The organism is Aureimonas pseudogalii (assembly GCF_014196835.1).
Lineage (GTDB): Bacteria > Pseudomonadota > Alphaproteobacteria > Rhizobiales > Rhizobiaceae > Aureimonas > Aureimonas pseudogalii.
This window is the reverse complement of sequence record NZ_JACIEK010000008.1, coordinates 1-13,603: the sequence shown is the minus strand read 5'-3', so window position 1 is coordinate 13,603 and position 13,603 is coordinate 1. Positions and strand designations below refer to the sequence as shown.

At 69.0% G+C, this 13,603-nt stretch carries 8 protein-coding genes; 2 read left to right on the top strand and 6 right to left on the bottom strand.

The annotated features are described in order from the left end of the window. Position 1 precedes the first annotated feature (1 nt). Entirely contained in the window at positions 2-5,725 is a 5,724-nt protein-coding gene (locus GGR04_RS14500) for a DUF3320 domain-containing protein (protein WP_183200652.1), read from the bottom strand. 210 nt (positions 5,726-5,935) lie between these two features. Here GGR04_RS14500 and GGR04_RS23715 point away from each other — a divergent pair, with 210 nt between their 5' ends. Together GGR04_RS23715 and GGR04_RS14495 are read left to right on the top strand one after the other, a co-directional pair. Continuing rightward, entirely contained in the window at positions 5,936-6,385 is a 450-nt protein-coding gene (locus tag GGR04_RS23715) for an ATP-binding protein (RefSeq protein WP_210291807.1), read from the top strand. 113 nt (positions 6,386-6,498) lie between these two features. Beyond that, positions 6,499-9,846, top strand: a complete 3,348-nt coding sequence (locus tag GGR04_RS14495; RefSeq protein WP_210291806.1) for an ATP-binding cassette domain-containing protein — start codon at positions 6,499-6,501, stop codon at positions 9,844-9,846. 60 nt (positions 9,847-9,906) lie between these two features. Here the strand turns inward: GGR04_RS14495 and GGR04_RS14490 are convergent, their stop codons facing one another. The 5 genes from GGR04_RS14490 to GGR04_RS14470 form a co-directional block, all read right to left on the bottom strand. Beyond that, entirely contained in the window at positions 9,907-10,272 is a 366-nt protein-coding gene (locus GGR04_RS14490; protein WP_210291805.1) for a hypothetical protein, read from the bottom strand. Between the two features lie 58 nt (positions 10,273-10,330). Next, positions 10,331-10,795 carry a hypothetical protein gene (locus tag GGR04_RS14485; protein WP_183200650.1) on the bottom strand — a complete coding sequence of 155 codons (465 nt, stop codon included), beginning with the start codon at positions 10,793-10,795 and terminating at the stop codon, positions 10,331-10,333. Between the two features lie 165 nt (positions 10,796-10,960). Beyond that, the gene (thcA, locus tag GGR04_RS14480) at positions 10,961-11,617 is read right to left on the bottom strand and encodes a Thoeris type III anti-phage system protein ThcA (protein WP_183200649.1); all 657 of its coding nucleotides are present in this window, start codon (positions 11,615-11,617) and stop codon (positions 10,961-10,963) included. Positions 11,618-11,619: 2 nt separating this feature from the next. Further along, positions 11,620-12,780 (bottom strand): Thoeris type III anti-phage system protein ThcB4, encoded by a 1,161-nt coding sequence (thcB4, locus tag GGR04_RS14475; RefSeq protein WP_183200648.1) that lies wholly within the window; start codon positions 12,778-12,780, stop codon positions 11,620-11,622. A 7-nt stretch (positions 12,781-12,787) separates the two neighbouring features. Beyond that, positions 12,788-13,276, bottom strand: coding sequence for a TIR domain-containing protein (locus GGR04_RS14470; protein WP_183200647.1), 489 nt, complete (start codon positions 13,274-13,276; stop codon positions 12,788-12,790). Positions 13,277-13,603: the final 327 nt, after the last annotated feature.

Sequence of the window (13,603 nt, the reverse complement as noted above, 5' to 3'; positions counted from 1 at the left end):
GTCAGGCCTCCATAGATGCATGGGAAACCGCACCGTCTCGGACGTCCCCGGCATTCGAAGCGTCCTCCGTCTCCGGGCCGCCGACCGATCCGGTGCCTCCAGTCGTTCCGTCGGCGCCTTCCCGCCTGACCACCGTCGCGGCCAATCCAGAGACCGGTGCAGAGCTCGCAACGAGCATCCCGTCTTTCCTGTCGACCAACTTCCTGTCGATCAGGTCAGCGATCACCGATACGATGGCCCACCTGAGCTGCGAGTTGCTCGACCGAAGTCCTACCATCCGCGACAGCATGCGCACGACCTCGTCGTCCGTCGCACCCAGGTTCTCGACTACGATCGCGAGAACCCCGGTCTCAAGTTCCGACGGGGGAAGCATCTCGACCTTTCGGAGGCCACCGGACGACGCGTTGCGACGGTCGCGTACCACGATGGTAGCGTCGGCGTCCGAGAGGAAGTCGCCCGTGCGCACGATACCGCCATGCACCACCGCCCGCTCGACGCCTTGCTCGACGGCAGCCTGGATCCGTGCGCCCGCGCGCTGGAGCCCGAACGCGTCGCGGACGCGGGCGACGACCTCGTCGACGTGGACGGGGGACTCGACCTGCACGACCTGCGTCACGAGGTCCGCCATCCGCCCGACGGGGGTCTCGTGCAGGTCATACGGTCCGGGGCGGGTCAACGTCGCCTCGACGTAGGCCGTGGCAGCCGCGCGCTCCTCGGGGACGGCGTCGCCGAGCCCGACCTCCGTCACCTCGCCGCGATCGACCGTGACGATCTCGATCGGCACCGCGCGATGGGCGGCGAGGCCACGCTCCATGCGCTCGTCCAGCTTCGCCTTCGCCGCTTCGATCGCGGCTACGGTGCGATCGAGCTGCTCCTGCGGGCGCTGGAACCAGTCAGTGCTCCAGACGCGGTGAATGATCCAGCCGTGGTCCTCCAGCACCGCCTGGCGCAGGCGGTCACGGTCGCGGGCCGAGCGCGAGGAATGGTAGGACGCGCCGTCGCACTCGATGCCAATTAGGTAGCGCCCCGGGCGCTCGGGATCGGACACGGCGAGGTCGATGAAGAACCCGGCGATGCCAACCTGCGGATGGACTTGGTAGCCCTTCGCCTGGAGCGCGCTCGCGACCTGTTCCTCGAACACGCTGTCCATGTCGCGGCCGGTGGCCTGCGCGATGGAGAGCCGGCCCGTCCTCGCATAGTGGAGGAAGAGCTTGAACGCGAGGATGCCAGCACCCTTGCCGCGCTCGACGTCGATGTCCTCGTCGGTGATCGAGGCGTAGACCTCGCAGCGCCGCTTGGCGCGAGAGATGAGGACGTTCAGGCGCCGCTCGCCGCCCTGCGCCCCGAGGGGGCCGAACCGCATGGCCATGGTGCCTTGCGCGTTCTTGGCGTAGCCGACCGAGATCATGATCACGTCGCGCTCGTCGCCTTGCACGTTCTCGAGGTTCTTGACGAAGAACGGCTCCGACGGATGGAAGTGGAAGAACTCCTCTGTGTCGGGGTTCAGGCGGCGGAGGAGTTCTACCTCGTCCTGAATCGCCCGCCTCTGGGAAACCGAGAAGGTCGCGACGCCGAGCGACTGCTCGGGGTTCGTCTTGGCGTGCCGGATGACCGCCTCGGCGACGACCCTCGCCTCGACGGCGTTCACGGACGTGCCGCCGGAATCGAAGACACCGTCGGGAACGTGGTGGAAGCGCAGCCCCATCCCGGCCTCGGTCGTATAGGGACTCGGCACGATGAAGAGCTTGTTCTGGTAGAACTGCGTGTTGGAGACCGCGATCAGCGACTGGTGGCGGCTGCGGTAGTGCCAGCGGAGCATGCGTTGCGGTAAGCCACGGGCGGTGAACAGCCCGAGGATGCTCTCGATGTCACCGACGCGCGCGCCGTCCTCGTCGTCGTCCTCGTCGCCCCCGCCTGTCATCTTCGAGAAGAACTTGGTCGGCGGGAGCTGGCGTTCATCCCCGACAACGACAACCTGCCGGGCGCGGGCGATGGCGCCCAGCGCGTCGACAGGCTGGATCTGCGAGGCCTCGTCCATGACGAGCAGGTCGAAGGTGAGCCTGCCCGGCGTCAGGAACTGTGCGACGGACAGAGGACTCATCATCATGACCGGCTTCAGCGCCTGGACGGCGGGGGCCGCCTTCTGCATGAGCTGGCGGATCGGCATGTGGCGGCTGCGCTTGGCCATCTCACCGCGCAGGATGCCGACCGGACCGACGCCGCCGTCGCGCGGCGGGATGCGGCGATGGTGGGCGCGCACCACCTCGAGGCTCGCCGCCTTGATGCGCTCGCGGTCGAGGTTCGCGAACTCACGCACTTGGCGACCGTGGAGGTTGCCGTCGAAGCGGCCGAGTTCGGGATTGGCCCGGATCAGCTCGTCGAGGATCGCCTCGTGGTACGCGATCTCGAACGAGGGAAGCGTCTCGGGCGTCGACAGGCGGCCGTCCTCGAGTTGGTCGACGAACACGGACATGCCGTCCGCGCGTGCACGGTCGGCCCGGTCGCGGTAGGAAACCCACTTCGAGAGCTGTTCGGAGTTGTCGAGCCAGGCCTCCATCCGTTCGCAGCAACGCGCGAGCGCCACGTCGCCGTAGCCGTCGGCGCCAAACAGGCTCCGGGCGTCGGCCATCAGGAAGGCGGCGACCTCCGCCAGCGTGCCCTGCGCCGCGTCGGATGCGGCGACGGCACGTCCCGCCCGCTCCGCGACCGCGGCTCGGTCGGGCAGGCGCGCGGCGAGGTGCCGAAGGTCGCCGTGCGCCCCGATCCACTCGACGGCTGCCGCCAGAGCGTTCCAGTCCGAATCCTTGCCTCGCCAAGCGGGGCCGAACGCCTCACCGCCGAGGTCGGCACGCTCGTCGAGAGACCGGGCGGCCGCCTGCCAAGCCGCGACGCGCGCGACGACGCCAAGGCGGTCGGGGAGGCCATCGGGAACGGTGCGCATGATCTCGCGGCAGAGGCCATCGGCCCAGGCGAGGTTGCGGGCCCGGGCCTCGACAAGGTCGAGGGACGCGCGGTCGGCAGATACGGCGTCGGCGAACGCGGGGCCGGCCGAGGGGCCAAGGTTCGTCCAGAGCGTCTCGAGCAGCGGCTTGGCGACGTCGACGTGACGAAGGACCAGCGCGGCGTGCTCGCCCACGACCTGACGCTCGGCGAGCCGTCCGGCGATGAGGCGCGGCTCCGCGCCGAGGCCACGCAGCGTGCGCATCCAGGCGACGAGGGCGAGAAGCGGAGCGGACGCGGAGCGCTCGCCGCGCCAGTCGGCGCCGAACGCGGAGCGTCCGAAGGCGTCGTCGTCGCGCACACGCCTGGCGGAGGCCTGCCCCTTCGTCAGCGTGTCGAGGAGGTCGACGACCTCCTGCGTCGGCATGTCGGGGTTGCGCAGGATGGAGCGGACCAGCGCCTTCGCCTTCCGGTAGTCGCCGTTGAGCGACTTCAGGAACCCGGTGTTCGTCGCCAGCGCCTGACGGGCGGCAGAGACCTCGGTCGTCCAGGCGACGTCGAGGATTCGGTCGCCCATCGTCGCGCGCGCGCGCTCGAGCGTCTCGACGGCCTCCGCGAGGTCGCCCGCCTGCTCGATGCCCTGGTCCCAGACAGTGGCCGCGAAGGCCTCGGGGCTGGCGTCGGGGGCGGCGGCCACGCGCTCGCCCGTCGTTATGAGGCGGGAGACGGCGGCGAGCGTGTCGACCGGGCCCGGGACACCGAGTTCGGAGGCGAGCCGGTCGGCCTCGGCACGCAGGCGCGGAAGCAGGTCCACGAGCTCCGCGGCCCGGCCGAACGCCGCCGCGGGGAAGTCGCGCGGCAGCCAGGCGAGCTGGGCCTCCAGTCCTTCGATGGAGGTGCCGAGCGCCAACGGATGGACCGCGTCGCCCAAGGATTCACCCTGCCGCCGGAAGTCCGCGCCCGCGGTCACGAGAGCGGCGATCGCCCCGCACCGATCATCCCAAGCCCCGGCCCGGAGCGCCTCAGGCGATAGGTCGGGCGCACGGGCCAGGATGTCCGCGCGCTCGCACAGGGTGGCTGCCGCCGCGAAGGTGTCGGGCTTCGGCTCCAGTTCCAGCGTCCCCGCCAGTTCCTCGTACTCGATCTCGAGTTCGGCAACGGCCGACCGGAGCGCCTCGATGCGCGGCAGCAGCCGTTCGAGGGTCGTCGGCAGGACGAGGTCGAGGCCGACTCCATGCCATGGGTGGCGGACGGGCAACCCGATCTCGTCGACGCGCTGGGTCAGCTCGACGAGGAGGCGTCGCCGCGCCGACAAACCGTCGGGCGTCCAGCCCGTCGCGCCCGCGAGCGTCAAGTCGACCGGCCGCTGTCCCTCCTGCCGCAGCTTCGTCAGGGTGCCGAATACCTGGTAGGGCGTCAGGCCCGACGCAGCGTGCGACACGTGCATGCGCTCGGCGTGGAGGTTCAGGACGTCGCGAGCCTCGCGGAGCTTGGCCGCGAGGCTCGACGGGAACTCGCCGCGTGGCGAGCCGAGCTCCCATGTCCGGCGCAGCTCCTCGAGGAGGCCCCGCTTGTTCGCCTTGTTGCTGTGGAGCTCGAGGCAGGCGTCGCCGACCCCGGCGTTGTCGAGGCGGCGTTTGACGACCTCGAGCGCCGCCATCTTCTCGGCGACGAACAGGACGGTCTTCCCGTCGGTGACGGCCGACGCGATGACGTTGGCGATCGTCTGGGACTTGCCCGTCCCGGGCGGCCCCTGGATGACAAGGTCGCGGCCGCGGCGGACGTCGTGGACGGCAAGTGTCTGCGACCCGTCGCTGTCGACGATGTGGAGCATGTCGGCAGGATCGATGTGGCGGTCGATCCTCTCGTCCTCCGACAGCAGGGGCTCGCCCGCGTCGAAACCATCGGACAGGAGCGACCGGATCGTCGACTGGTCGGTGATGCGCCCGTCGGCGGGCCAGTTCTCGGGATCGAGGTCCCGGTACATCAGGAACTTGGAGAACGAGAAGAAGCCGAGGACGATGTCGTCCGGCAGGACGGACCAGTCGTCCTTCGTCGAGACGGCCTCGGTGACCTCCCGGAAGTAGGCGTCGGGGTCGAACTCGTCGCCGCCCTCGAAGGACGGAAGACGGAGCTTGTGGACGCGGTCGAGGTAGGCTTCGAGTGAGAGGTTCGACGTCTGGTCCTCCGGCCGAACCCGCAGGCGGAAGCGCTCGCCGGCCGTGCCGCGCTCCAGCTTGACCGGCACGAGGACGAGCGGAGCGTGGCGGATGTTCTCCTTGTTGTTCGGGTCGACCCAGCGGAGCATGCCGAGCGCGAGGAAGAGGACATTCACGCCCTGCTCCTCCTCCAGCGTCCGGGCGTCGTGGTAGAGGTCGAGGAGTCGCTTCTGGAGGCCCTTGGGGGTCATCCGCGTCTGAAGCTTGGTGTCGAGGTGCCGCTTCGCGCGGCCCTGCTCGTCGAGCGCCTCGTCGACGTCCTCCGGCAGCGCGAGGTCGACGGCGGCGAAGTCCTCCTCCTCCGTCTCGTTCCCCTTACCGGACGCGCCGCGGTCGGGCCGGCCCGCCGCGAACGTGAACGCCTTCGCGTCTTTGGCGAGCAGTCGATAGACCTCCGCGGATCGCTCGTCGACCACGTCAATCGTCTTCGCCGCCTTCGACATGCGCGGCACGTTCAGGAGGCGGTTGCGGGCCGAGAGGTCGAGGAGTTCGGTCCGTGCCCGCTCCAGCTTCTCCTCGATCGGAAGGCTGCTTTGGTAGATCGAGGCGGTCTCGGCTTCGGACATCGAATCCTCACAGGACAGAAGTTCGGTCGACTAGAGCGCATAGGATTCGCGGACGCAATCTGCGCACGAGCCGGGCTTGTCCCCTCCACAGGACCGAAACATCAGCCAACCACGGGAGCGCCGCCCGGGTCACGGTTCGGGCGAGCGTTCCCGCGCGGTGGACACGAACGCAACCCGAAGTCGAGAATGCCGCACGAAAGGATGATTCGCATGAACGACCTCCCGCGGACGGCAGTCGCCCTCCACCTCCTCACGATCGAGACGTTGCTGGACGACTTGATCGGCGGCCGGACCGTCGCGCTGGAAAACGGGCCGACGCTGGCGCTCGACGACGGGCCGCGCTCGGCCCTCGACTGGTACCGCCGCAACCGCGACAAATGGTCCGGCAATCTGCGGGGCGACGACGCGGACGCAATTGTCGACGCCGTCGGGGCCGCGCCGCCGCCCGCGCGCTCGGAACGGCCGCCCGCGGTGGCCCGCCCGACGCGGGTGCTTCGGCTAGCGAGGGTCCGAGCGCATCGGTTTGCGGGTCTCCATTCGTACGGCTGCACGGGCGAGGACACGCATTTCGTCTTCGACGCAGGCAAGCCGGTCACCCTACTGGAGGGCGTCAACGGGTCCGGCAAGACCTCGCTCGCGAACGCGGTCTGTGGTGTCTGACCGGCCACTTGATCCGTTCCCAGCGGCAGCCAGGGCCCGGGACGGCGGAATACCCGTGCGAGGTCGACCGCGGCGGGACGACCACGAAGCACGACAGCTCGTCGGTCACCCCGATGCCCAGGGCCACCGACACCCTTCCCGTCGACGGGACGCCGCTGCCTGCGGACACCTGGGTCGAGGTAACGTTCGCGGATGAGGACGGCGAACTTCTGGCACCCCTGAGGAGGAAGCAGGCGCGCACCTCCCGCGGCAAGCTCGTGGAGGAGGAGCCCGACCTCGATGCGGTCGGCCTTGACCCCGTGGCCTGGCGCATCCCGACGGTGATGCCCGCCCTCATACCGCACCTCGCCGTCGGCGGCGCGTCGGAGCTGGGCGAGGCCGTCGCTCGCCTCACCGGCCTTGCCGCGCTCGTCGACCTCTCCAAACATGCGGGGAAGGTTGCCGAGCGCGCTGGCAAGCAGATGGTCAAGGAGCTGGTCGAGGAGCTGGTCGAGGATGTGGGAGAGATAGCTCGGCACCATGTCGAGGCCGCCGGCGATCTCGACAGGATCGTGGAGACATCTCCCTCTATGCGTCGATGGGGAGGCCTCTCCCAGCCGGCGGACGCCGATGCCCGGGACCGCCTCGCGGCGGCCGCCGAGTTCTTCGGATCCTTGAAAGCGGACGCGTTCGGAGACGCGCGCAACGTCCTCGGCGATGGATTCGACCCCGAGAGCAAGACGGACCGTGACGGACTCGAGAAGGACGTAGGCCCGGCCGCGGACCAAGTCGCCAAGTTCGCGGACCTGCCCTCGATCAAGCGGCTGTCGTCGCTTAAGGTCGACGAGTCGGCGCGGGAGGACACGCTCGCCCTCCTTTCGGAACTGGAAGGCCAGGCAAGAGCCATCGACGAGATGGCGGCGAGTCCCGACCGCGCACGCAGGGAACAGCTCTATGCCCGCGTCTCATCATGGATGCGCGAGCACGGGCACGTCGACGACACCTGTCCAGTCTGCATCCGGTCGCTCGACGGCGTCACCGATCCCGAGAGCGGCGCGGCGGTTGGGTCGCATCTGGCGGAGGCGGAACGCGAGTTTCTGGCGCATGCCGTGGCAGACTGGGCCATCCACTGGCGGGGTGCGCTGGCGGACAAGCTGCCGGAGGCGCTCGCATCCGAAGCGAAGAAATCCCTCCCCGCCTCGCCGGCGGAACTTCTGCGCAAGGGCTTCGTCGACGAGTTGTTCGCGACCGAGGGTTTCCTAGGGATCCTTTCCCCGCTGCGGACAGACACAGCCGACCTCGTGAAGGAATGCCTGGAGGCGCTTCCTCCGTTCGACGAGCCGACGCGCCGCCCGCTTCCGCCGTCCGTGGCGCGCCAGGCCGCGACGTTGCAGACGTCCATCGACGCAGTCGTGCGCGCAGTGGCCTTTGCGGACTGGCTACGGGCCAACACGGCCGCCGTGCGATCAGCCTGCATCGCCGTTCGGGACGGGAACGAGGGCGGGAAGGAGCCGTCGAGGGCCGTCGGTCGGCGATTGTCCGCGCTACGGGACATGGTTCGGGACGCCGTCCCGCTCAACTCGGCGATCGACCTCGTCGGTCGGCTGGCGAGGATACAGGCGAACCATGAGGCGAAGCGGGGCAGGATCGCTCTCTGCCAGCGCACCGCCGCAGCGCTTGGGGAACTCGTGCCGCTCGGCGGGCTCGCGCAGGCGCAGGTCGACCTCCTGCGCGAGCGCCTGCACCGGCGCGCAGATCACTGGCGTCGCATGTTCTTCATGGACCCGACGACCTTCTCGCCCTCCCTCGCGGACACGCGGATGGACGCGAGCGGGATCCTGGCGTTGCAGGCGGGCCGCCTCGGCGTCACCGCGCCCGCCCAGCACGTCTCCAATGCGTCCTCGCTCCGTGCCGCCGTCCTCGGTTTCTTCATGGCCTTCCGTGAGCACGTGCTGGCGACGCGCGGCGGTTTGGCACTCCTGTGCCTCGACGACCCGCAGGAGCTTTTGGACAACGACAACAAAGAACGCCTGGCCCGGGGCCTGTCCTCGCTGGCCGCGGGCGGCGCACAGATCCTCGTGACGACCCACGACCGCAAGTTCGCCCGCTCGCTGGTCGCCGAATGCCGAAGCGACGACCGCGTCCTGCACCTGTCCGTTCACCCCGTGAACGCCAACCGTCTCACCGTTGCCCTCGCCCCTGCCGTGGAGGAAGTCGACCGCAAGCGCCATGCCTTCGATTCCAACCCGGATTCGGCACGCGATGCCCAGGACTACGCCTCGGACCTGCGGGTGTTCATGGAGGCCAGGCTCGGCGACCTCTTCGACAACGCGGTCCATCCCGCCTACGCAGGGCAAACGCGGGCACCGACGCTGATCACGCTCGTCGACCGCTTGCGCGCTCTCGTCGCATCGGGAGGCGACGACCTGTTCTCACATGCCGTCGTGCGCCGGTTCGCGGAGGATCCCGCGCTCGCGGAGGGCGCGGCCCCGCGCCGCATCTTGAACCAGTCACACCACGACAAGGCCTCGATCGGCTACGCCGACGTCCTGTCGGTGCGCGACGCCTTCCACCGCCTGCGGACCGAGGTGGAGAAGGTGCACGAACAGTTCCGCCTTCACAGGTGGCGGGAGCCGCTCACTCCCGCGGAGGAAGGCACCGGATCGGTCGTCCCGTTCCCCGCCATGCGCCGGCCTTCCTTCTCCGTGCCCGTGTGTCCCGATCTCGCTGCCTTCTCTGGCAGCTTCGGCCCGGAGGGGTCGCAGGACATGCCGACGGAGACGGTCGACGGTAGCTGGTTCGACAACAAGGCCCTCTTCTACGTCCGCGGCGACTCGCTCGGCTTTGCCGTCCCGTCCGGTTCGGTCGTGATCGTGGAGGCCGACCCGTATCCGGGCCGTGACCAGAACCTCGTCGTGGCAAAGACGAAGGGCCAGTTGATGGCCCGCCGGATGGTGAGGGCGCCCGGCGCCACCGGCGTGTCCCTGTCCGCGCAGATGCCGGATCCGCGCAGGAGCCGCTCGACGATGACGTTCGACGAGAGCAAGGTTCGTCTGCATCGCGTCGTGGGAGCGGTGTTCACGGACATGCCGCCACCGGAGGGCGCTCGGAACGAGGCGGCCGCGGTCGACGACGTCCCCGAACTCCGCCGCGTGCAGATCGCATACCGCGTCAAGGAGGACAGTGCAGTACCGCTTGTTCTGCCGGGCCAGACTGTCCTCGGCGGCGCCGAACTGTCCGCCGCCGACCTGGACCAGTGGGAGGGAAAGTTCGTTGCGGTGACTCTGGACGATGGGAAGAGCATCTTCAAGCGCGTCGGATCCCGGCTGCCAGGATCCTTGTCGCATCTCAGACAGTTCGAGACCATTGGCGGACTCGGGGGATCGCTGGTCGTTGCGACCGAGGCGGTTGAAGGCTCGAGAGACGTTCCCCTAATGGTTAGGGCGCGCCAGATCGTCGGAGTGCTGTACGACGCCGGTTGACCGACTGGCGATCACCTTCGCCGAGGCGCTGTACTGCGCAGAGTTGGGCGATGGCAGCCTTCAAGCCGCGTCGGCGCTGGCGCAGTGAGATGGCGTAGGCGCCCGAAGGGCATGATGGGCGAGCGTGACCGGGGCGAAATGCCCCGAGATGCCCGCGGCTCCCTCCACCACGCCGTCCGTCGTCGACAGCGGGAAGTGTTCGGGACACCCATCGACCGCCGCCGCTCCTCGTTGCGCCGCATCCGAACTTCGTGCCGGGTTCAGCGGATCGCTGGTCTGGAACACACGTTTCATCGAATGCGGATGCGACTTCGGGCGCTGGAGCCCGGAAGAGGCCGTCGTCACGGGCCTCCTTCGTCGCTTCGATCCGGCCACGAGCACGCGCTCGTGTGGCGGGTCGAGAAACTCCTCCAGCACCTGTGCCACCAATCCGGCCGGGCGCGGCGATCGTCGACCGCCACCACCGCCTCGGCCGGCCCGGAAGCTACCGCCCGTAGCCGCCGACCACGCGCGGCCTCATAGTGTCGCTCGGATCGTCCCGCCACGAGTCGAAGCCTGTCGAGTTCGGCGCCTCGATGATCCTGATGCCGCTCGGCCCAGCCACGACGGGCGGGACGACCTTCAAGCGCCCGTCTGCATCCAGCTCGACATAGGGGTAGAGTCCCAGGAACTCGCGGCCCCGGTAGTAGCGCTCGCTTTCCGACAGCACCGGAAGGACGGCCACGCGGGCCCTCGCCCCGTCGAACCATCCGAGCTCCCAGCACATCCAGAGGGACTGGTCCGCTCCCTGCGTGTCTAGGAGCAGCAGCGTGTCGCTCACGCTCATCGTCGCCCTCACGAACGCTGCGTTCGCGGGCGTGATTTGGCTTCGGCCTGCCTCGGGCGCGTCGATCCAGTCGCAGAAGACGGCGTAGCCCTTCGACGTCAGGAGGTCGTAGACGCCGAGCACGATCTCCGCGTCCCGCGTCGTCTGCGAGAGGAAGATGTCGTAGCGGTCGAGGCGCCGTCGGGCGACCCGTCATAGGTACTCCAGCACGCCCACCCCGAGCGTGCCCGCCCGACGGTGCGCCCTCGCCCGCATGTCCTCCCTTCGAAGGAAAGCCATGGCGCCCCCTCAGGTCTGGTTCCCAGGCCGCCAATACCGCAGCTCCGGATCGGCGGGCTGGACGTCGGGGGTGCTGAAGCGCTCCTCCCTCACGGAGATCCCGAGCTGTCGATGGAAGAGCGCGACGTAGTCCCGTTCCCTCGACAGCTCGACGGGAAGGTCGCCGGCTCGCTCTGCCACGTCGAGCGTCGCCCCGCCCGTCGAGACGACCGGGACCACTGCGGCCTTCGGCTGGAGCCGCCGGAACATCTCGTACTCCTCGACGATGCCGCCCATGCCGCCGATGAAGACCGCCGCCTTGAAGGAGTGTTCGGAGAACATCCGCTCCCGCATCGCGGCGAGGCTCCTGTCCCGGTCGCCCGCGACCTCGTCGGTGTAGGTCACGTTCCGGAAGCGCTGGTTGTCCTCGGGAAACTGATCGGCGAAATGGCGGGACTGGTACAGCCGCACCCAGCGTCCGTAGTCGACCCCGACGTCCTGCGCCACGACCCAGACCATGGGAGTGATCGCCGGGTGACCGCCCCAGACGAGGACGCGCCGGCCCAGCGTGACGTGGACCAGCGCCGAGACCGCGGAACAGATCGCGACGCTGTCGGCGGTCGACGCGTGTCGGGGCGCCCGCTTCTGGTCCGGCACGCTCGCCGACAGGAAAATGACGTCTTCCACGCTCAAGCCTCCCAGGCCGCGAGCGTCCAGCCCGCTTCCGATACCTTGATTGCGCGCACGGCCCGGATGTTCTCGTCAAGCCACTTCAGGTGGGCGCCCCAAGCCTCGCGGATCCCGACGTGGTCGTAGACGAGGACCGGGATCTCCCGCTGGTCGGCCCGTCGCGACTTCTCGGCGATGTCGTTCAGGATCTCCGCGGTCGGCACGCCGACCACCGGATAGGCCCAGACCTTCTTGCCGTCCGGCAAATCCAGGGCGATGGCCCGATGGGCACCGATGCCCCCGACGATGGCGCCGATCTTCTCCGCGTCCGCCCTCAGTTTCCCGGTGATCGCCATGTACCGCGCGGCGATGCTGCGGCTGCGAAGCCGTTCCACCTCGAGCACGATCCCGTCGGCGACCTCGTCGACGATCGGTCCCTCCGGGCCCTCGAGCTCGTTCCCGTCGAGGTAGATCGTCTCGGCCATGTCGGTGAGCTTGTTGGGCACGTGGGCGGGCCAGACCACCCGCAGCACCTGGATGTCGGTCGCCCTCGCGCGCCCGAGCTCCTGCCGTGTCCACTTGCTGTCGAAATATCCCGGCGTGTCCAGCATGACCATGACGTCGGAGTCGACGAGGCGGTGCCAGAGGACCTCTTGGAACGGCTCGCCGGGGCGTATGTCGTGGGTGTCCAGGAACACCTCGAAGCCGCGGCTGGAGAGGAGGTCGTGAAGCTGGACCGCGGCGGACCGGGACTCGATCCTGCGGTAGCTGACGAACACGCGCCGCTGGCGCCGCAGCAGCCCGACGCACTCGAGGAGCGCGGTCGCGAGCTCCCTCATCCCGGGATCGTCCGCCCTGCGGCGCAGTCCGTTGGCGGGCTGGAGGAAAGGTGGGATCTCGCGCCCGAAGTCCCCGTCCGCGGCGACCGTCGGGATCACCGGCACGCTGGCGCGCACGAGGTCGGCCGCCGGGCCGTCGTCGTCCGCGTTGTCCCCGCCGAAGTAGGCGGCGGCGAACGCGACTGCGTCGTTCCGGTCCCCGACGCTCCGTCCGTCGCGGACCGCGACGTCGTCGCCGATCACGAGGTCGAACTCGGCTAGGAGGGTGCCCAGGGTCCCGGTCAGGAGCCGCCGGTCCTCCGCCGTGGCGCTGCCGAGTATGGCGAGTTCGTAGACGCTCATCGCAGCCTCAACGTCCCGAGGCCCGCGCCGCCGCCTCGATCCAGGCAGGCATGTTGCGGTAGCCGTCGTCGTCCACCCAGTCGTACGTGCTGTAGAGACGATTGAACGGCGTCGCGCCGGGGCCGTCACCGGCCGACCAGTAGTCGAGCGGGTTCAGCCCCCGGGCATCGACCCCGAGTCTTGGGTCCTTCACCTTGTGAATGTCGATCGCAAGGATTCCCTTCCCGAGGTCGTGGCTGCGCCTGATCTCATGGTTCACCCATTTGCGGCTTTGGGTCTCCGCACCGAACAGCACCACCGTCACAGAGGTCCCCCTCATCTGGTCGTCGATCCACCTCTCGATGCCGCCGGCGCGACGTTTCGCCTCCTCGAATTCGGCCTTGTCATAGAACGGCTGCGCCTCGCCGTCCGCCCGCACGACCCAGGAGTTGCGTACCTGCATGACCCGAAAAACGTCGCGTTTGTAGTGAAAGCTAAAGAAGACCTTGCGAACCATCGGCACCTCCGTGGGCCCCGAAACTAAGCCGACCCGTGGCACGCGTTCCAGTGGCAGGGGAAGTTATCCTCAGGAACCGAGCGTCGTGATCCACGACCATGGCTGACGGGTGCGAGGGGCCGCGGGCCGCTTGTTTGCGGCAAACCCCGCTGCGGCCCGACTTTGGATCGGCTCCCTCCTGGCCGCCCCAACGGCGCGGCCGGCGACCGCCCCCGCCGTGGTCGCGTTGCGTGACCGAGGCTGTGTCAAAACCCTGATTTGAGCTAGACTTGTGATCTCACCTGGGGGAGGTCGGCATGGGTCGGTTCATCGAAGGGGAAGATCGGC